Below are 18,698 nucleotides of genomic sequence, written 5' to 3'. Positions count from 1 at the left end.
AATGTTAAGCGTGAAAAAATTATTAATAGTAACAATTATTAGTACTATTGGTTTTTGTGCACTCAAACGTTACCAAAAACATGTAAACCAAGCACCAAATATAGAATATTAAAACAAAAACAATTTATAATACTTATTACGTGTATTATTTTTATAAAGTTAAAACAATTTTTTAGTGATATTAAAAGAGGTCGTATATATACGACCTCTTTTAATTTAACATCATATTTTTTATAAATATATCTTCTTATTTTCTCTAAATTAATACATACCTTCGAAATTTTATTAATTTTATGTTATAGTTATCTAACACTTAAATGTATTTTTATGCTTAAAAATACATTTATATGCTTTTTGTAAAGGAGGTATTTTATGAAAGCAGAACAAATAAATAAAGATAAGCATTCATCTTCACCTAAGAGAAAGTTTAAGTTAAAAATGCCTGGTGCTTTTGCAATTTTATTCATTTTAACTATTCTAGCTGTATTAGCAACTTGGATGATTCCAGCAGGTTCATATTCAAAATTATCTTATGAAAATCACTCACTAAAGGTCGAGAAGCCTCATGGTAAAGTTGAAACGCATAAAGCTACACAACAGGAGTTAGATAAAATGGGTGTCAAAATTGATATTAATCAGTTCACTTCAGGCGCAATTAATAAGCCTGTGTCTATTCCAAATACTTATGAACGATTAGATCAACATCCAGCTAAATTAACCGATATTACAAGTAGTATGGTCAACGGAACCATTGAAGCTGCTGATATTATGGTCTTTATACTTATTCTTGGTGGTTTAATTGGCGTTGTTCAAGCGAGTGGCGCTTTTGAATCTGGTCTTCTCGCATTGACTCAAAAGACAAAAGGAAGAGAATTTCTGTTAATTTTCTTTGTATCTATATTAATGGTACTTGGCGGAACATTATGTGGCATTGAAGAGGAAGCTGTTGCCTTCTACCCTATTCTTGTCCCTATCTTTATTGCTATGGGCTATGATTCTATTGTTTGTGTCGGTGCTATCTTTTTGGCAAGTTCAATGGGGTCTACATTCTCAACAATCAATCCATTTTCAGTAGTTATTGCCTCTAATGCAGCTGGTACAACATTTGCTGAAGGTTTGTATTGGCGTATTGCAGGTTGTATTGTTGGAGCTATGTTTGTTATAGGTTATCTCTATTGGTATTGTAAAAAGATTAAAAAGAACCCAGAAGCTTCATATAGTTATGAAGATAAAGATACATTTAATCAACAATGGTCTGTCATGGAACATGATACTCAACATCAAACATTTACTACACGTAAGAAATTAATCTTATTACTATTTGTTATACCTTTTCCTGTAATGGTGTGGGGAGTTATGTCTCAAGGTTGGTGGTTCCCAACTATGGCTTCAGCATTTCTTATATTTACAATCATTATTATGTTCTTAGCTGCGACTGGTCCAAAAGGATTGGGAGAACAAGGTGTGGTAGATGAATTTGTTAAAGGTGCATCAAGTTTAGTTGGTGTTTCACTTATTATAGGACTCGCACGTGGCATCAATTTAGTATTAAATAATGGAAGAATATCAGATACGATTTTAAATTTTTCTTCATCACTTGTTGAAAACATTCAAGGTCCTTTATTTGTTATCGCATTATTATTTATCTTTTTCTTCCTAGGTTTCATTATTCCATCATCATCTGGATTAGCTGTATTAGCGATGCCTATTTTTGCGCCATTAGCAGATACTGTAGGAATTCCTAGATATACAATTGTTTGTGCTTATCAATTTGGCCAATATGCAATGTTATTCTTAGCTCCAACCGGTTTAGTCATGGCTACATTACAAATGCTCAATATGCGTTATTCACATTGGTTCCGTTTCGTTTGGCCAGTTGTGGTCTTTGTACTGGTATTCGGTGGTGGCATGTTAGTAACCCAAGTTTTATTACATTAATATAAACATCTTTTTAAATTAATTTTATATTTATGTTATTTGGTTTATTCATATAATATCTCAACTAAAAAACTATCGACAAATTTTAGAAAATTTGTCGATAGTTACTAAAATAATTGAATATTTATTAATATTACAAAACTATGCTTCTAATTGTTTAATAATTTCTCTGTTGAAATCATCTAAATCATCTGGTACACGACTTGTTACAATATTGTTGTCTACTACAACTGATTCGTCGACAACGTGTGCTCCCGCGTTAGATAAATCTTTACGTACGTTGATAACACCAGTTATTGTACGTCCGTTTAAATCATCAGTATCAACTAATAATAGTGGGCCATGACATATTGCAAATGTTGGTACATCATTTTGAGTGAAATATTTAGTAAATGTACCATATCGACCTTCTTCATCACCACGTAAATGGTCAGGTGAGAATCCACCAGGGATTAATAATGCATCATAATTTTCTGGTTTTGCATCTGAAATACTAACATCTACCATTACTTTTTCACCATGTTTACCAACAACTTCATGTTTTTCTGTATCACCAATAACTTCAGTCTCGAAGCCAGCGTTTTCTAATGCTTCTTTTGGACTAGTTAATTCTATATCTTCAAATTCATCTGCTAAAATGATTGCTACTTTTTTAGTCATAATATACCAATTCCTTTCAATTATAATTTTTAAATCTAAATACTATATACACTAGAAAGAGGAAGTTTAAACATATGCAGTTTTATATTTGTCTTCCAAATGACATATGTTTTTTCTCCAATATAAATTAGAAATAATTAAGAATATAAATCTACTATATCACGACATTGTTTACCCGCAGCTTTGGGATCGTCAGCGTTTGCGATGCCACCGCCAACAATAATTAAATCTGATTTTTCAGCTGCAACTGTTTTAATTGTATCTGGTTTGATTCCACCTGCTACAGCTACTTTTCAATTTGAAATAACTGATTTAACAGTACATAAACTTTCTAAAGGCGAAGCACCTTTAGCTTGTAAATCATAACCCGTATGCACCGCAATATAATCAGCATCCATTTCATCTAATTCTGTTGTACGTTGTTCTAAATTTTGAACGCAATCATATCAACTAATAATTCTTTACCATTATTGTGAGCTTCATCAATAGTACTTTTAATTGAAGCATCCTTAGAAACACCAAGAATTGTCACAATATCAGCCCCAAATTTTACTACTTGACTTACTTCATATCCAGCAGCATCCATAATTTTTAAATCAGCTAATACTTGTGCATTATTAACTGACTTACTCATATATTCAACGACAGATAGTCCTTCATTTATAACAATGGGTATTCCAGTTTCTAAGGTATCAATAAATTTTTCTACTTATTGAGCAAGCTTTGCTGCTTCTTTTTGATTTAATAAATCAATTGCTAATCGTAATTTCATTAAATTTTTCCCCTCTATCTTTTATAATGTTATTATAGTATTAGTTGTTTCTAATAGTAATACTGACATTTTTGTCACTATATGAAAATGGAGGATTCCTTGTGTTAATTGAATATAATAATAAAGAATTTTATACTTCAAAAGATTTAGCCCTGTCTGTAATTGGTGGAAGATGAAAAATTGCCATTGTTTACCACCTTTTGCAAAATAATCGTTTAAGATTGAGTGAATTACAAAACAAACTTCCTGATATCAATCAACGTATTTTAATAAGGCAACTCAGAGAATTAGAAAAAGACAAAATCATTGAAAGGAAGGTCTACCAAGTGGTTCCTCCAAAAGTAGATTATAGGTTGACTAAAATAGGATTAAAACTTGATAAGGTAGTCTTTTCAATTTGCAATTGGGGAGACGATTTTCTAGATATACTTAAAAACAATAATCATAGATAATTAACATAAGTGATGATTATCAGAAGTTTGATCCACAATAAAAAGCATGGCAAGTTCATGAACTTGCCATGCTTTTTATTTACAATGTATATATAAGTAATAGGAGGCTGGTGTAGATGTTCAAAAATATATTATTACCCTATGATTTCGAAAATGATTTTAGTGCTATCCCTGACTATTTAGAAAAAGTCACCGATGAAGATTCAGTTGTTGTAATTTATCACGTTGTAACAGAAAATGATCTTGCAATTAGTGTCAAATATTATAATAAGCATAAAAAAGATATTATTAGAGAAAAAGAAAAAAAACTTACTCCATTTTTACGTGAATTAGAAAAAAGAGATATTCAATATAAAATAGATGTAGATTTTGGGCATATTAAAGATACAATCTTAGAAAAAATTACTTCTGGAGATATAAATAATGGTGAATTTGATTTAGTAATTATGAGTAATCATAGAGTCGATTTGAATATTAAACATGTTTTAGGAGATGTTACACATAAGATTGCTAAAAGAAGTTCTGTCCCAGTACTAATTGTTAAATAAACATAAGAAGTAAGAAATTTATTAATTCAAAAAGCCTAAATACTTTCTCACAAATCGAGAGAGTATTTAGGCTTTTTTATTTTTTAATTTTGGTTTGTGATTTTTTAGATTATTTTTTGATTAGTCGTTCTAAAAAAGATTAGACACGCATTTATGCCGAGAAAATTTATTGAAGTTGAGAAGAACCCTTAACTAAACTTGCAGACGAATGTCGGTATAGCGTGAGCTATTAAATCGACCATTCGACAAGTTTAGGGATTGTTAAGGGTTCCGAGGCTCAACGTCAATAAAGCAATTGGAATAAAGCATCTATAATTACTTGAAAATATAAGTTATAATATATTCAAAAATATTTTTGAATGAGGTGTAATTATGATTCAGACTATTGTAACTGCTGCTATTCTTTATATTGCGACAGCAGTAGATTTATTAGTGATTTTATTAATATTTTTTGCTAGAGCAAAGACTAGAAAAGAATATAGAGATATTTATATTGGTCAATATGTAGGATCTGTGACATTGATTGTCGTAAGTTTATTCTTTGCCTTTGTCTTAAATTATGTTCCTGAAAAATGGATATTAGGATTATTAGGGTTAATACCGATTTATTTAGGAATTAAAGTAGCTATTTATGATGATTGTGAAGGAGAAAAGAAAGCTAAAAAAGAATTGAATGAAAAAGGATTGTCTAAATTAGTTGGTACGGTTGCAATTGTTACGATAGCAAGTTGTGGTGCTGATAATATTGGTTTATTTGTTCCGTATTTTGTGACATTAAGTGTTACTGATTTATTAATTACTTTGTTTGTCTTTTTAATTTTAATTTTCTTCTTGGTATTTATTGCACAAAAATTAGCTAATATTTCAGGAGTTGGAGAAATTGTTGAGAAATTTAGTCGTTGGATTATGGCTGTTATTTACATAGCTTTAGGTTTATTCATTATTATTGAAAATAACACTATTGGAACAATTTTAGGATTTATATTTTAATTTAGGGTGTGATTTTATATGAGCTATGAAAATGCTTGTGATGTGATTTGTGTACATGAGGATAAAGTTAACAATGCTTTAAGTTTTTTAGAAGATGATAAATCTAAGAAATTACTTAACATTTTAGAAAAAATTTGTGATGAGAAAAAATTGAAAATCATATTATCTTTGATTAAAGAAGATGAGTTGTGTGTTTGTGATATTTCTTTGATATTGAAAATGAGTATTGCTTCAACTTCACATCATTTAAGACTTTTATATAAAAATGAGGTGCTTGATTTTTATAAAGATGGAAAGATGGCATATTATTTTATTAAAGACGATGAAATAAGAGAGTTTTTCTCTAAAAATCAGAAGGGTTTTTGAAACGAGTTTCTTCTTGTCTTGATACTATAAAAATAAGCAAAGATATAACATAAAATGACTTATCGGAAGTTATCTGTAACTTACTTATTACAGATGATATAATATACAGGTCGCCTATCTCTCAGGCGTCAATTTAGACGCAGAGAGGAGGTGCATTACTTTGCTAATCATTTTCGTTCACATCATAGCACCAGTCATCAGTGGCTGTGCTGTTGCGTATTATACTTATTGGCTTAGTAAACGCAACAAATAATTAATAGGCGACTTTATAAGCCAGCATCGAAAAAATCCCCACACTATTGCAGTAGTGTGGGGATTGGTGCATTAATTGTTAATCATTTTCGTTATCTAGATTATAACACTGGTTAGTAGAGGAATGCAAAAACAGTTAATTAATACTGTTTGCGACAGAAAACTATGAAAGATTACTTTAGTTGTTGAGCTTTAACAAATTAATAATTCATTATACAGTTCTCGTCTTTTTTGATTAGATTTATTTCCAAAGTTGGTATTATTATACCAATTTATAACGTTTTGGATAGAAGTGTTAGAAGCATTCTTATTATAGGTGAAATACCCAGATAAATAGGAAATATAATCAATTCTTGATGGTTCTTTTAGACTATTAATTTCAATAAAGTTCAAGGCATCATTTAAGCCGTCTAATGTCATTTTAAAACACTTTCTTAATTGATCGAGCTCTAGTTCATTTAAAAAAGAATCTTTGGCATCTGACGGGATAGGACTGTAATTTAAAGCATGGTTTTTTTTACCACTCACTATTTCAAAAGCAGAATTTAGTGTGGCTAAAGGTATAGACACCTCTGTATTTTTTTGTATAAATAAATGGTCAAGTCCGGCCATTTCCAATCTATCTCTGAAAACATTGGAGTATTCTTTATAAAAATCCAAGCCTTTTATTTGCAATTTAGTGAGCTTCATTTGAAGGTCAGGAACTCTACTACCTGCCAAGTTTAGAACGTCAAACCATTCGATTTGTTCTTCACCAGATAAGTCTTGAGCATAGTTAATGGTATAAAAATAATTAAAAAATTTGGTGCGTATTTGTCCTAGAATAGATGATACAGAAAATTCTGCTAATTTCGGATTTAATCTAAGATACTCAGTATAGATCTCAGGATCTTTATTGTATAAAACACCAACGGGGATTTGATTTTTACTCGGTTTTTTTTCTTTTAAATTGACAAATTTCCCTTTAGTTAAATCTAGCGCTATTTCTTGTATTGATTCATCATTTGAATAAGCTTGATAATTCGTTGAAATCCTTTGTTGCCCATCTATCACACTTAGACTACCTTCATTCAATTCTTCTATTTCAGTTCTACTTAATAGCTTTACATGGGGCATCCCCTTACTTTTAGGACCAATTCTATTCATTGAAATAGGAGAAACCGGAGCAAAACCTCCTAATTGAAAATTGTATAAGTCTATTTTCTTTTCGGTTGTCCAAGATAAATCGCGCTGAAAGATTGGCATAATAACTTGGCCTGAATCCACATCAGAACATAATTGGTTAATTGATTTTTGGATAGTTTCTTTAGTAGGATCATTAAATGCATTTTCATTTAATTTTTTATTTAATCTAATTGACATACTCACTACCCCCCTTTTGCTGCTTGTTAATTTAAGAGTAATCCTAAGACGTTAAAAAGTCAATATTTTTTAGCAGCATTTTATAAAAAGTAAATACATACAAAAAGTGTCACAAAAATGTAAAGCAGCTTATTTAAGCTGCTTTGATATTTTATTCGTATTTTTATTGGAATTGTACGTTTAGTGTACACTCTAATCATACGTTTTAGTTACTATAAATTTTACTTACTACATGAGAATGGATTTACTTTTTAAATGAGTACAACTATTTTAGTTTGTACTCATTTTTTATATTATGAATCTTTGAAGATTTATAGCACACTTGGAAGTAGCATTGTCTTCAAAGTGTACAATATACGATTCGAACGTGAGTTTTTCAATTTAAACACATAACTTGTAATTAAATTGTTTACAAGTAGGGGGAGGTTTGTTAGAATTAACTTGTAATTATTAAGTTACAAGTTTTGAAATCAGATATTTACCGAAGGAGGATATTACAATGAAAATAGCAGTTGTAGCAGCAAATGGTAAAGCAGGTCAATTAATTGTAGAAGAAGGATTAAATCGTGGCATGGATATTACTGCCATTGTTAGAGGGGAAAATAAAACACGTACAAATGATGCAATTATCAAAGATGTTTATGATATTGAAAAAAAGATATAGAAGAATTTGATGTAATTGTTGATGCAGTAGGAGGTTTGACTCCGGAAACGGTTAATATTATTCCAGATGCAGCTAACCATTTAGCAAAAATTTTGCAAGGCTTAGAAATAAGATTATTGGTAGTTGGGGGAGCAGGAAGTTTATTTGTTAATGCAGAACATACTCAGACTGTTGCAGATGTTACACCTTTCCCAGATGAAGTCATGCCAGTACTTAATGCACATCAGAAAGCTCTTAATGATCTTCGTGAGTATGATGATGTTAAATGGACTTATATTAGTCCTGCAGCAGATTTCCAAGCAGATGGTGAGAGAACTGGAAAATATACACTAGGTGGCGAAGAGTTGATCCTTAACGGTCAAGGTGAGAGTGTTATTTCTTACGCGGATTATGCAATCGCAGTGATTGACGAGATTGAATCAGGTAGTCATATTAAAGAAAGAATTAGTGTTGTTGGAGAATAACAAAAATAATCTGCATTGACAGTTTTCTTGTAAGAGAATACATTACAAGAAGGAGGTTGTTGTGATGCAGATTTCAAGTAAATTTACGATAGGGGTTCATCTTTTATCGGCAGTTAATTATTTAGGAGAATATGAAAAAGTGACCAGTAACGTTTTGGCCGGAAGTATTGGTGTGAATCCTGTTATTGTAAGAAATGTTATGGGAAATCTTAAAGCAGCTGGTATCATTAGTATTAGTCAAGGAAAAACTGGTATTACTCTTTCAAGAAAACCTTGTGAAATTACATTTTATGATATTTATAAAGCAGTAGAACTTGTAAACGAAGATAATTTGTTTAACTTCCATGAAAATCCTAATCCAGCCTGTCCGATTGGGAGTAATATTCATATGGCAATGGACTCAAAGTTAGATAAAATTCAGCAAAGTATGGAAAATGAAATGCGTAGTATTACGCTTGCTGATGTTATGCAAGATATCACTAAAAAGTTAGAATCCTTAAGATCTTCTTAATAATTGTTATAAGATTGTATTTGACATAAAAAAAGAGTGTACAGAAAATAACATATTTAACAGATAAATTAGGATTTGATGCGGCCATTGATTATAAACAAGATGATTTCACGCAGCAACTCGAAGCGGCTGTACCAGATGGTATTGATGTGTATTTTGAAAATGTAGGCGGCGCAATTTCTGATGAAGTGTTTAAACACTTAAATCGATTTGCACGCGTTCCGGTATGTGGTGCAATTTCAGCATATAATAATGAAAAAGACGATATTGGACCACATATCCAAGGAACGTTGATTAAAAATCAAGCATTGATGCAAGGTTTTGTAGTAGCACAATTCGCTGATCATTTTAAAGAAGCAAGCGAACAACTCGCACAATGGGTGTCTGAAGGTAAAATTAAATTTGAAGTGACGATAGATGAAGGTTTTGACAATTTACCTTCTGCATTTAGAAAGTTATTCACAGGAGAGAATTTTGGTAAACAAGTTGTCAAAGTCGCTGAAGAATAGGAGAAGACTATGAAAAATATCATAGTAAGATTCATATTTAGTTTACTGTTTTATAAAAGTGGTGTTGCACACTTTAAAAATAAAGATATGTTTTTAAAAATCGTGCCGTCCTATTTATCTTTCAAACACACAATAGTTAAGTATTCGGGCATATTAGAATTTATAATTGCTTTTTATGTACTCGGTGCTAAAAATAGATCACGCGTAAGAAAAGTAGTACAAGGATTCCTTTGGGTCGTATTTCCTGCAAATATTTACGCTGCACGTAAGAACATCTCTTACAAAGATGAAAGAGATGAAACAGATAGTGTTAAGCAGCATGTCATTCGTTTACCATTACAATTTGTCATGTTCGCACTTGCGAAACTATTATAAGACTTATCATAGCCACGCCTGGAACATTACTTTTGTTCCAGGCGATTTTTTAATATTTACACTTAAAATCGACGTATATCAAATGATTCTCTTGACAACGCTTATGTGCTCTTTGTTTAAATAAGATCATATCAGACATTTACTTTTCAATTTTTCTATAGTGATAAGTTTCTAAATTAAGAAAAGCATAAGTTAATTTGCTTGTATGAGTGTAAGAAGAAATAAAAAATGTATTTTATCATGTGATGCTATCGCAACATTGTAACATTAATGTAATAACGTGACCTGTAAGACAAATATGAGGGGAGGGTTTTTATGAAAAAAGTTTCTAACTTTATTTTAGCTAGTAGTTTAGTTTTGGGCTTTTTCGTAACGCCCGAATTATTTAATATCACTCAAGCACATGCGCAAGAATCTGTGAAACCTTATTATAGTTACAGTGGTTATACAGCAAATCAAAGTAATTTTATTCTAGATAAGAATTTTAAAACATCTCAAAAAGCTGATAACTTCAAGATTAATAATAACAAGATTACTAAAAATGCATTAGCTAAAAATAATAAAGATTTACACGATCCAACATATTACGAGGTTTCTAATCATAAAACGAATGGTGTTTTCTTCTTATTAGACGGTAAGTCAGTGAGCAAAAAAATTATTGAATCATTACGGTGAACCAAAGTATATATCTACATCAGCCTGAGCCAAAGAATATATGTATAAAATAGAAAATGATGACTTTTAAAATATAAAGTTGTAGTAGATACATTGTAAAAATAAACTTAAATTGCTCAAATACTTTTCAATAATATCAAGATATATATTAAATCGAAAGTGATTATATAGTACCAAAGCAAATATGGTACTAATTCCAGATTATACAGGAAAAGATAAAGAATTTTTTATACTAGTGACATCATTAAAGCAAGTAAGATTATTCCTTTTTTAGTCAAATTCTTGTGGTTTGATAAATTTATTGATTAATTATTATAAATAAAGATTGAAAAGCTTTAAGAAGGGTTAAATTTTAAATAAGAGACTTGGAGCTCTTGTCAATTAAGATAATGAGCAAGTGAGCTCGTTAAGTTAAAGATGAGCTGAGGTAAAGTTTACCTGCTCATCTTTTTCTATTTGGAGGCTAAATATATGAAAAAAATATTATTAACAGGCGCTTCGGGATATATCGGTAGTCACTTAATGAATAAATTAAAAGATAACTATGAAATTATAGCTATTTCTAGAAATATAGAAAATAAATCAAATGAACAAAATGTTACTTGGAAGGCAGCTGACTTGTTTGATTTAAATGAAATCACTGAGGTAATGGAGGATATTGATATCGCTATATATCTTGTCCATTCTATGATGCCTTCAGCTAAGTTGACGCAGGCGAGCTTTGAAGATATGGATGCATTATTAGCTGATAATTTTGCTAAAGCCGCAAGTTATAACAAAGTTCAGCATATTGTATTTATGAGTGGTTTGATACCTAATACAAATGAATTATCACCACATTTAAGAAGCCGTTTAGAATGCGAACAGATTTTAGGATCATATGGTGTACCAGTAAGTACTTTAAGAGCTGGTTTGATTATAGGCTCTAAAGGAAGTTCTTACCCTATATTAAAAAAATTAGTAGAAAGATTACCTGGCCTGTTACTACCAAAATGGGCTTATAATACAACATTGCCAGTTGCAATAGACGACGTGATTGACGGTTTATATAAAATTGTAGAGCGTAATCCAAATGAGAACGAATCGATAGATATTGGTGGACCTAGTCATATGACTTATAAAGATCTATTCAAGCAAACTGCAGAGGTACTAGATAAACGATTACCTACGATAGATTTGCCTATTATTCCCATTTGGCTAAGTAAATATTGGGTGAAACTTATTTCAGGTGTTCCAAAAGAAATGGTCTATCCGTTAATGGATAGCTTAATTCATGATATGATTAGAAATGATGAAAATATTGTGAAAGACATTTCTATAGGCAAGATTGATTATAAGGAAAGTGTGCGTAATGCCTTGGAAGAAGAAACTAAGACACAAAAGAAAGGGAAGTCATCACGTAAGGGCGATATTAAAGATGTTAGAGCAATATCAAGGGTAGTCTTACCTAAAGATGTAAATATGATTCAATTGGCAGAATCATATGCAAATTTTTTAAATAGAATTACATTAAATGTCGTTAATAGTGATTTTAACGAAGATAACTTTACGATTAGTGTGCCGTGTTTAAATAAGGACTTACTATTATTAAGTAAAGATTTTAAAGCTTCTAATAATGAGAGAATTTTATATCGAATTGTTGGTGGAGATTTCGCTTCAGATTCAGATGGTGGTAATGCGAGATTAGAGTTTAGAAGATTACCTAATAGTGACGCATGTATCATAGCGTTACAAGAATATGAACCGACGTTACCTTGGTGGGTATATAAGTATACTCAAGCAAAAGTTCATAAAAGTGTAATGAATCTTTTTAAATTCAAGATTAATAGCCAAAAAACTAATAAAGGAGAATACTTTAATATGAAGAAGTTTATTTTGCCAATTGTTATTACAGGTGCAATTGTTTTGAAAGTATATGGATTGAAAAAGTATTTAGCTAGAAAAAATAACATGTCTAATGCCGAATTGTAACGGCTAAAATAAAGGCTAGTTACTTTTACAAAAAAAGAGGGGATCGACTATGAAATCAAAAGAGATAATTAAAACAATTATAAAAGTTATAACTCCTATTACAGGCGGTAAATTTATAGGGAAATTTGCAGTGAAAAACGCGAGAAAAGATTATAAAAATAATGTTAAACCATCTTTTTCACCACCCGGCTATGTCTTTCCAATTGTATGGCCAATACTTTATACAACGATGGGCGTAGCTTATGCATTAGTGACTAATAAATCTACTAGTAACGATTTGAAAGGTGCTTATTACACGCAATTAAGCCTGAATTATCTATGGTCGATATTATACTTCAAATATAAATTACGCTTTAGTGCGTTGATAGAGAGTGTTGTATTATTGGGCGCAGTAGTTACAACAACTGTAAAATTTTTCAATGTAAAAAAAGTTGCTGGCATTTTACTAGTTCCATATATGCTTTGGAGCACTTTTGCTACTTATTTAACAGCTGGTAATTGGTATTTAAATAAAGATAACCCAAGCTATACAGCGAAATCTGAGCATTAAATTGATGAAAAAGATTATATATATTGCGCTATATTGGTTTATAGTTCAAATGATTATTGCTCAACTTGGTACTCGTATTAGTTATAAGTTCTTAGAAAAAGATAATAAGTATTTTCGAAGTTGGAATATTGAACAAGAAGGTCAATTATGGCAACAATTAGTTAAAGTGCAATATTGGAAAAATCATTTGCCAGACGGTCAAAATCTTAACCCTAATATCAGTAGTAAAGCGACTTTCGATCTATCTAAAAATATGAATGATATACAGCGATTTATATTAGAAACTAGACGTGCAGAGGTGGTTCATCTGCTATCCATATTTCCTGTTATTGCGTTTTTTAAAGCGTCAAAAAGTGTTAAACTAATTAATTTTATATATGTCATTATAGCTAATTTGCCTTGTATGATTGTTCAGCGCTATAATCGCCCTAAGTTAATACGTATTTATAATAAATTACAAAAAAGAAAAGGTGATTAAATGGGAAATAAGAAAGTGGTTGTCATAGGAGGTGGCTTGGGAGGGATTGCTAGCGCAATTTGTATGGCTCAAGCAGGCTATCAAGTGGATTTATATGAACAAAATAAGCATATCGGTGGAAAGGTAAATAGGTTAGACATAGATGACTATGGATTTGATCTCGGTCCATCAATTTTAACCATGCCTAAAGTATTTCAACGCTTATTTCAACGATGTGATGAAAGGCTAGAAGATTATGTTAGCATTCGTAAGTTAAGTTTACAGATTAGAAACGTTTACCCAGATGGCCAAATTTTAGATTTATATGAATCCATGGAAGATATGTTAACAAATAATGAATCGTTAACAAATAAAGATATAGAGCAACTTTCTTCGTTTTTTAGTTACGCACAAAAGATACATCAAGTTGCTGAAAAAAGCTACTTTGATAAGGGATTAGATACGATGTTTGCAATTATTCGTTATCATGGTCCATTTTCAGCTTTAAAGCAATTCGATTATTTTCATACAATGCAACAAGCCATTAATAAAAGGGTAGATAACCCATATTTAAGAGAAATGCTAGGTTATTTCATAAAATATGTCGGCTCCTCATCTTATGATGCTCCGGCTGTATTGAGTTTATTACCTCAAATGCAACATGAGGAAGGTTTGTGGTACGTAGATGGTGGCATTCATAAGTTAGCGGAAGCGATGGAACAATTAGCGAGAAAATTAGGTGTGGGCATACATTTTAACACCCCTGTAAAACGTATCAATTATAATAGTCAAAATAAGGTGACAGGGATAACAATAGAAAGTAATAAGGAAATATATGCAGATTACATTATATCTAATATGGAAGTAATCCCTGTTTATAAGTATTTATTGAATTTTGATGCAAACCAAATAAACAAATTGGAACGTAAATTTGAGCCAGCTAGTTCAGGTTATGTCATGCATCTTGGTGTGGACAAAAGTTATCCAGAGCTTCAACATCATAACTTTTTCTTTTCAAGTAATTCTAAAGTTAATTATGATCAAGTTTTTCACCAGTATGTTTTGCCTGAAGATCCGACTATTTATGTAGTGAATACAAATAAAACAGATAAGACACAGGCGCCAGAGGGACACGAGAATATAAAAATATTGCCACACATACCGTACATTCAGAGTAAGTCATTTAGTGAAGCAGAATATCTGCAATTCCAAGAACGTATATTGGATAAATTAGAGTCCATGGGCTTGAAAGATTTGAGAAAGCACATTGTATATGAAGACGTATGGACACCACATGATATAGAAAATACATACAATTCTAATAAAGGAGCTATATATGGCGTAGTATCCAATAAGAAGAAAAATAAAGGTTTTAAATTTCCTAAAAAAAGTCAGTACTTCAAAAATTTGTACTTTGTAGGTGGTTCTGTAAATCCTGGCGCTGGTATGCCTATGGTTACTTTGAGTGGTATGCAAGTAGCAGAAGCTATTATTAATGGAGAAAGTAGTTGAGGCTGAATGATACTTTATATAATAGCAATAGTATTGACGATACTATCACTAATAAGTGGAATGTGTATGTATGCGCGTCGAGCGATTATAAATAACTCCGGAAAAGAAAGAGGTCAGACAGCCGTCAGTGTTATTGTACCTGCTAGAAATGAAGCGGAGAACTTACCTAAATTACTTAACAGTATAAGTAAAAAGCAAGAAATAGAAGTAATTGTTATGGATGATGGTTCAACTGATGAGACACAAGTTGTCGCTAGATATTATGGTGCGAGCGTATATACTGTTGAAAATGATACTACATGGCAAGGTAAGTCACATGCTTGTTGGCAAGGTAGCAAATATGCAACGCATGATTTATTAATGTTTGTTGATGCTGATGTTCAGTTTGCTTGTGATGATAGTATTCAAAATATAGCCAATCAATATGATTTACAAGGTGGTAAAGGTTTGTTGTCAATACAACCTTATCACAAGATAAAAAAGCTATATGAAAATATATCGGCGATTTTTAATTTAATGACAATCGTAGGTATGAATCAATTTTCGATCACGAAATCAGCAAATAATGAGCAAGGCGCGTTTGGACCAGTCCTTGTGACAAATAAGCAAGATTATAAATTGACACAAGGACATTTGAAAGCTAAAAATCAAATCATTGAAGGCTTTGCAATAAGTAAAGCATATAATCAGCAAGGTTTGCCAGTTAGTTTGCATGAAGGCCAAGGTGTAGTGAATTTTAGAATGTATGCTCAAGGATATAAAGCGCTATTAGAGGGTTGGAGTAAACACTTTGCACTTGGCTCTCAAGTAACTAAAAAGTCTACGCTTACGTTTGTATTTTTATGGCTATTTGGTTCACTTACAACAGTTTTAGCGATAATTTTTTCAATTAATTTAGGCTCGTTATATATATTATTAGCTATTACTCTATATTTTATATATACGATACAATTTCATATATTTATCCGAAGAACAGGAAATTTTAATATCGTTGCGAGTTTATGTCATCCACTGCTCTTCATATGCTTTGTCGTGATATTTTTTAAATCATTGTTAGATATCAATGTATTCAAACGTATATATTGGAAAGGCCGTAGAATAGATTTATAGGTTAGTTTTTTATACAAATGTCAAGAAGTTCTAGGTTTACTGAGGAGGCCAATAAATGAATCAATTAGAGAGAGATGATAATTATTGTCACAATATAACGAAAGAACATTCAATAACGTTCTCATATGCCTTTGATTTTTTGGATTTAAAAAGGAAAAAAGCAATTTGGGCTATTTATGCAGTTTGCAGAATTATAGATGACAGTATTGATAAATACAAAGATCTTGAGCAATTAAACGGCATAGCTAGAGATTTAGATGTGATTTATAGCGATTGTGATTATATTCAAGCGTATCAAAGTGATACAGCTATTATGAATGCTTTAAGTAATACATTGAATACATATTCAATACCTAAAAAACCTTTTGAATCTTTAATTCAATATGTGAAGGAAGATTTAGTTTTAAAAGAAATGAAAACTGATTCAGATTTATATGAGTATTGCTATGGTGTGGCAGGTACTGTCGGTGAATTGTTAACTCCTATATTAACTTCATCAAATGAAAATAATTTCGAGCAAGCTGAAGAAGCTGCGATTGCTTTAGGCAAGGCAATGCAAATAACTAATATTTTAAGAGATGTCGGCGAAGATTTTCAAAATGGAAGAATTTATCTAAGTGTTGAAAAATTAGCTCAATATCGAGTTAATCTACATTCTATATATTATGAAGGAGTTACGCCAAATTATATAGAACTGTGGGAAAGTTACGCTACAGAGGCAGTTAGGTTATATGATATTGCATTAAACGGTATTAATTATTTTGACGAAGAGGTACGTTACATTATCGAATTAGCTGCGATAGCTTATCATGAAATACTTGTGGAAGTAAGGAAGGCAAACTATACGTTGCATAAGAAAGTATATGTAAGCAAATTGAAAAAAATGAAAATTTATCATGAACTTAGTGCGAAATATAATAGGAGTGAAACATTATGAAGATTGCAGTTATAGGCGGCGGTGTTTCAGGTTTAGCTGCAGCTTCAAGATTAGCAGCAAACGGTCACCAAGTAGATTTATATGAAAAGAACCAACAAATAGGTGGCAGGATGAATCAGATCAAGCAAGATGGATTTACATTTGATATGGGACCAACCATCGTAATGATGCCTGAGATTTATCGAGACGTTTTTAATTATGCTCAAAAAAATATGAATGATTACTTGGAAATTAAACAATTATCACATATATATGATGTTTATTTTAGTGAAACAGATCAAATTCGCGTTCCTACAGATCTTGCTCAATTAAGAGATATGCTTGAAAGTATTGAATCTAACTCTACACATGGTTTTATGTCCTTTTTAACAGATATATACGAAAGATACGAAATAGCACGAAAATATTTTCTAGAACGTACGTTTAGGAAACCTACAGATTTTTATAATCCTTTTACTATATATCAAGGTATGAAACTCAAAACATTTGATAAAGCAGATAATTTAATTGAAAAATATGTTGATAATGAAAAAATCCAAAAGATTTTAGCGTTTCAAACATTATATATAGGTATCGACCCTAAACGAAGCCCGTCATTGTATTCAATTATACCCATGATAGAGTTAATGTTTGGTGTTCACTTTATAAAAGGTGGTATGTATAGCTTTGTCAGAGCACTTCAAACGCTAAATGAAGAATTAGATACTCAAATTTATACCAACGCAAACGTTGAAGAAATTATCATTGATGGTAGGTATAAGTGTGCGGAGGGACTAAAAGTAAACGGACATATAGAAAAGTATGACAAAATAATTTGTACTGCTGATTTCCCATATGCTACTTCATCTTTAATTAAAAATGAACATCATCCTAAGAAGTATACGACACAGAAAATTGATAATATGGACTATTCTTGCTCAGCCTTTTTAATGTACATAGGGGTTGATAAAGATTTATCTGAAGATATCTTGTTACATAATGTTATATTTTCAAAGGATTTTGATAATAATATCAATGAAATATTTTCTGGCGAAATATCCCAAGATCCATCAATATATGTATACGCTCCTAGTGTGGAAGATCAGTCGTTAGCGCCAGAAGGTCAAACAGGTATTTATGTGCTGATGCCCGTTTCAGAATTGAAAACAGGTGATACGGATTGGTCTGATGAGTCAACAATCACACAAGTGAAAGATATTATTTACAATAAGCTTTCTACGATTAAAGCGTTAGAAGATTTGAAAAAGCAAGTTGTGACAGAAATTATTTATACACCTAAGGATTTTGAAGGAGATTATAATGCTAAATTTGGAGCAGCCTTTGGTTTAATGCCTACTTTAGCGCAAAGTAACTATTACAGACCGCCTAATGTGAGCAGAGATTACAAAAATTTGTATTTTGCTGGAGCTAGTGTTCATCCAGGGGCAGGAGTGCCAATTGTACTGACGAGTGCTAAAATTACAGTTGATGCTATGTTAGAAGATATTAATAATGGTATATAAAAAGCGGGGGTGGGACAGAAATCAAATTTTCTAATATAGATTTCGTAGTCCCACTCCGGCAAGGGTGACTAGAATTGAAAAAAGCTTGATATAATCGCATTTTCAATTCAGTCACCTACTG

General features: G+C 31.2%; 19 protein-coding genes and 4 pseudogenes. 20 read left to right on the top strand and 3 right to left on the bottom strand.

Annotated elements, in window-relative coordinates:
* Position 1 precedes the first annotated feature (1 nt).
* Both Q4528_RS11450 and Q4528_RS11445 read left to right on the top strand, forming a co-directional pair.
* Positions 2 to 112 (top strand): SE2200 family small protein, encoded by a 111-nt coding sequence (locus Q4528_RS11450; protein ID WP_071561274.1) that lies wholly within the window; start codon positions 2 to 4, stop codon positions 110 to 112.
* A gap of 260 nt (positions 113 to 372) precedes the next feature.
* Positions 373 to 1,938 (top strand): YfcC family protein, encoded by a 1,566-nt coding sequence (locus Q4528_RS11445; RefSeq protein WP_303521643.1) that lies wholly within the window; start codon positions 373 to 375, stop codon positions 1,936 to 1,938.
* A 141-nt stretch (positions 1,939 to 2,079) separates the two neighbouring features.
* Here Q4528_RS11445 and Q4528_RS11440 read toward each other — a convergent pair whose 3' ends face one another.
* On the bottom strand, positions 2,080 to 2,598 hold the full coding sequence (locus tag Q4528_RS11440) for a type 1 glutamine amidotransferase domain-containing protein (RefSeq protein ID WP_017636335.1): 519 nt from the start codon (positions 2,596 to 2,598) through the stop codon (positions 2,080 to 2,082).
* A 137-nt stretch (positions 2,599 to 2,735) separates the two neighbouring features.
* A pseudogene (gene hxlA / locus Q4528_RS11435) lies at positions 2,736 to 3,370 on the bottom strand (3-hexulose-6-phosphate synthase).
* A 101-nt stretch (positions 3,371 to 3,471) separates the two neighbouring features.
* On the opposite strand from hxlA, the pseudogene Q4528_RS11430 reads away from it, so the two are divergent.
* From Q4528_RS11430 to Q4528_RS11410, 5 genes and pseudogenes are all read left to right on the top strand, one after another.
* Positions 3,472 to 3,822: pseudogene (locus tag Q4528_RS11430) on the top strand (winged helix-turn-helix transcriptional regulator).
* Between the two features lie 116 nt (positions 3,823 to 3,938).
* Positions 3,939 to 4,370, top strand: coding sequence for a universal stress protein (locus Q4528_RS11425; RefSeq protein WP_002456729.1), 432 nt, complete (start codon positions 3,939 to 3,941; stop codon positions 4,368 to 4,370).
* Between the two features lie 372 nt (positions 4,371 to 4,742).
* A complete protein-coding gene (locus Q4528_RS11420) occupies positions 4,743 to 5,360 on the top strand; it encodes a CadD family cadmium resistance transporter (RefSeq protein ID WP_303521640.1) in 618 nt (205 codons plus the stop codon).
* An 18-nt stretch (positions 5,361 to 5,378) separates the two neighbouring features.
* Positions 5,379 to 5,726: an ArsR/SmtB family transcription factor gene (locus tag Q4528_RS11415; RefSeq protein WP_002452612.1), complete on the top strand. Its 348-nt coding sequence runs from the start codon at positions 5,379 to 5,381 to the stop codon at positions 5,724 to 5,726.
* A 160-nt stretch (positions 5,727 to 5,886) separates the two neighbouring features.
* A complete protein-coding gene (locus tag Q4528_RS11410) occupies positions 5,887 to 5,979 on the top strand; it encodes a type I toxin-antitoxin system Fst family toxin (RefSeq protein ID WP_001791613.1) in 93 nt (30 codons plus the stop codon).
* Positions 5,980 to 6,170: 191 nt separating this feature from the next.
* Here the strand turns inward: Q4528_RS11410 and Q4528_RS11405 are convergent, their stop codons facing one another.
* A complete protein-coding gene (locus tag Q4528_RS11405; protein WP_238101228.1) occupies positions 6,171 to 7,340 on the bottom strand; it encodes a GmrSD restriction endonuclease domain-containing protein in 1,170 nt (389 codons plus the stop codon).
* A gap of 499 nt (positions 7,341 to 7,839) precedes the next feature.
* On the opposite strand from Q4528_RS11405, the gene Q4528_RS11400 reads away from it, so the two are divergent.
* From Q4528_RS11400 to Q4528_RS11335, 13 genes and pseudogenes are all read left to right on the top strand, one after another.
* Positions 7,840 to 8,004 carry a Rossmann-fold NAD(P)-binding domain-containing protein gene (locus Q4528_RS11400; protein WP_303521629.1) on the top strand — a complete coding sequence of 55 codons (165 nt, stop codon included), beginning with the start codon at positions 7,840 to 7,842 and terminating at the stop codon, positions 8,002 to 8,004.
* A 35-nt stretch (positions 8,005 to 8,039) separates the two neighbouring features.
* On the top strand, positions 8,040 to 8,468 hold the full coding sequence (locus tag Q4528_RS11395) for an NAD(P)-dependent oxidoreductase (protein ID WP_303521627.1): 429 nt from the start codon (positions 8,040 to 8,042) through the stop codon (positions 8,466 to 8,468).
* A 64-nt stretch (positions 8,469 to 8,532) separates the two neighbouring features.
* A complete protein-coding gene (locus tag Q4528_RS11390; protein ID WP_303521625.1) occupies positions 8,533 to 8,979 on the top strand; it encodes an Rrf2 family transcriptional regulator in 447 nt (148 codons plus the stop codon).
* A 41-nt stretch (positions 8,980 to 9,020) separates the two neighbouring features.
* Positions 9,021 to 9,488: pseudogene (locus Q4528_RS11385) on the top strand (zinc-binding dehydrogenase); the annotation flags it as partial.
* Between the two features lie 9 nt (positions 9,489 to 9,497).
* Entirely contained in the window at positions 9,498 to 9,863 is a 366-nt protein-coding gene (locus Q4528_RS11380) for a DoxX family protein (protein WP_303521623.1), read from the top strand.
* Positions 9,864 to 10,178: 315 nt separating this feature from the next.
* Positions 10,179 to 10,563: pseudogene (gene isaB, locus Q4528_RS11375) on the top strand (immunodominant staphylococcal antigen IsaB family protein); the annotation flags it as partial.
* A gap of 446 nt (positions 10,564 to 11,009) precedes the next feature.
* Positions 11,010 to 12,509 carry an NAD-dependent epimerase/dehydratase family protein gene (locus Q4528_RS11365; protein WP_089589870.1) on the top strand — a complete coding sequence of 500 codons (1,500 nt, stop codon included), beginning with the start codon at positions 11,010 to 11,012 and terminating at the stop codon, positions 12,507 to 12,509.
* Positions 12,510 to 12,558: 49 nt separating this feature from the next.
* Entirely contained in the window at positions 12,559 to 13,059 is a 501-nt protein-coding gene (locus tag Q4528_RS11360) for a TspO/MBR family protein (protein WP_089589869.1), read from the top strand.
* Between the two features lie 4 nt (positions 13,060 to 13,063).
* Positions 13,064 to 13,537 (top strand): glycosyl-4,4'-diaponeurosporenoate acyltransferase CrtO family protein, encoded by a 474-nt coding sequence (locus tag Q4528_RS11355; protein WP_154895752.1) that lies wholly within the window; start codon positions 13,064 to 13,066, stop codon positions 13,535 to 13,537.
* Entirely contained in the window at positions 13,538 to 15,028 is a 1,491-nt protein-coding gene (locus Q4528_RS11350; RefSeq protein WP_047211166.1) for a phytoene desaturase family protein, read from the top strand.
* A gap of 66 nt (positions 15,029 to 15,094) precedes the next feature.
* The gene (locus Q4528_RS11345; RefSeq protein WP_154895750.1) at positions 15,095 to 16,138 is read left to right on the top strand and encodes a glycosyltransferase family 2 protein; all 1,044 of its coding nucleotides are present in this window, start codon (positions 15,095 to 15,097) and stop codon (positions 16,136 to 16,138) included.
* Positions 16,139 to 16,193: 55 nt separating this feature from the next.
* Positions 16,194 to 17,075, top strand: coding sequence for a phytoene/squalene synthase family protein (locus Q4528_RS11340; RefSeq protein ID WP_303521608.1), 882 nt, complete (start codon positions 16,194 to 16,196; stop codon positions 17,073 to 17,075).
* On the top strand, positions 17,072 to 18,577 hold the full coding sequence (locus Q4528_RS11335) for a phytoene desaturase family protein (RefSeq protein ID WP_017636313.1): 1,506 nt from the start codon (positions 17,072 to 17,074) through the stop codon (positions 18,575 to 18,577). Before Q4528_RS11340 ends, Q4528_RS11335 begins: the two co-directional genes overlap by 4 nt.
* The last annotated feature ends 121 nt before the right edge of the window (positions 18,578 to 18,698 follow it).

Origin of the sequence: Staphylococcus pasteuri (genome assembly GCF_030547725.1) — a bacterium.
Lineage (GTDB): Bacteria > Bacillota > Bacilli > Staphylococcales > Staphylococcaceae > Staphylococcus > Staphylococcus pasteuri.
The sequence above is the reverse complement of the archived record's forward strand: the minus strand, read 5'-3'. Positions and strand labels throughout refer to the sequence as shown.

Excerpts from the sequence above, each read along its gene's own strand:
- Q4528_RS11415 (WP_002452612.1), top strand. The coding sequence starts at position 5,379 with ATGAGCTATGAAAATGCTTGTGATGTGATTTGTGTACATGAGGATAAA.
- Q4528_RS11335 (WP_017636313.1), top strand. The coding sequence starts at position 17,072 with ATGAAGATTGCAGTTATAGGCGGCGGTGTTTCAGGTTTAGCTGCAGCT.
- Q4528_RS11420 (WP_303521640.1), top strand. The coding sequence starts at position 4,743 with ATGATTCAGACTATTGTAACTGCTGCTATTCTTTATATTGCGACAGCA.
- Q4528_RS11355 (WP_154895752.1), top strand. The coding sequence starts at position 13,064 with ATGAAAAAGATTATATATATTGCGCTATATTGGTTTATAGTTCAAATG.
- Q4528_RS11450 (WP_071561274.1), top strand. The coding sequence starts at position 2 with ATGTTAAGCGTGAAAAAATTATTAATAGTAACAATTATTAGTACTATT.
- Q4528_RS11390 (WP_303521625.1), top strand. The coding sequence starts at position 8,533 with ATGCAGATTTCAAGTAAATTTACGATAGGGGTTCATCTTTTATCGGCA.
- Q4528_RS11365 (WP_089589870.1), top strand. The coding sequence starts at position 11,010 with ATGAAAAAAATATTATTAACAGGCGCTTCGGGATATATCGGTAGTCAC.
- Q4528_RS11345 (WP_154895750.1), top strand. The coding sequence starts at position 15,095 with ATGTATGCGCGTCGAGCGATTATAAATAACTCCGGAAAAGAAAGAGGT.
- Q4528_RS11425 (WP_002456729.1), top strand. The coding sequence starts at position 3,939 with ATGTTCAAAAATATATTATTACCCTATGATTTCGAAAATGATTTTAGT.
- Q4528_RS11340 (WP_303521608.1), top strand. The coding sequence starts at position 16,194 with ATGAATCAATTAGAGAGAGATGATAATTATTGTCACAATATAACGAAA.
- Q4528_RS11445 (WP_303521643.1), top strand. The coding sequence starts at position 373 with ATGAAAGCAGAACAAATAAATAAAGATAAGCATTCATCTTCACCTAAG.
- Q4528_RS11380 (WP_303521623.1), top strand. The coding sequence starts at position 9,498 with ATGAAAAATATCATAGTAAGATTCATATTTAGTTTACTGTTTTATAAA.
- Q4528_RS11350 (WP_047211166.1), top strand. The coding sequence starts at position 13,538 with ATGGGAAATAAGAAAGTGGTTGTCATAGGAGGTGGCTTGGGAGGGATT.
- Q4528_RS11440 (WP_017636335.1), bottom strand. The coding sequence starts at position 2,598 with ATGACTAAAAAAGTAGCAATCATTTTAGCAGATGAATTTGAAGATATA.
- Q4528_RS11405 (WP_238101228.1), bottom strand. The coding sequence starts at position 7,340 with ATGTCAATTAGATTAAATAAAAAATTAAATGAAAATGCATTTAATGAT.
- Q4528_RS11400 (WP_303521629.1), top strand. The coding sequence starts at position 7,840 with ATGAAAATAGCAGTTGTAGCAGCAAATGGTAAAGCAGGTCAATTAATT.
- Q4528_RS11360 (WP_089589869.1), top strand. The coding sequence starts at position 12,559 with ATGAAATCAAAAGAGATAATTAAAACAATTATAAAAGTTATAACTCCT.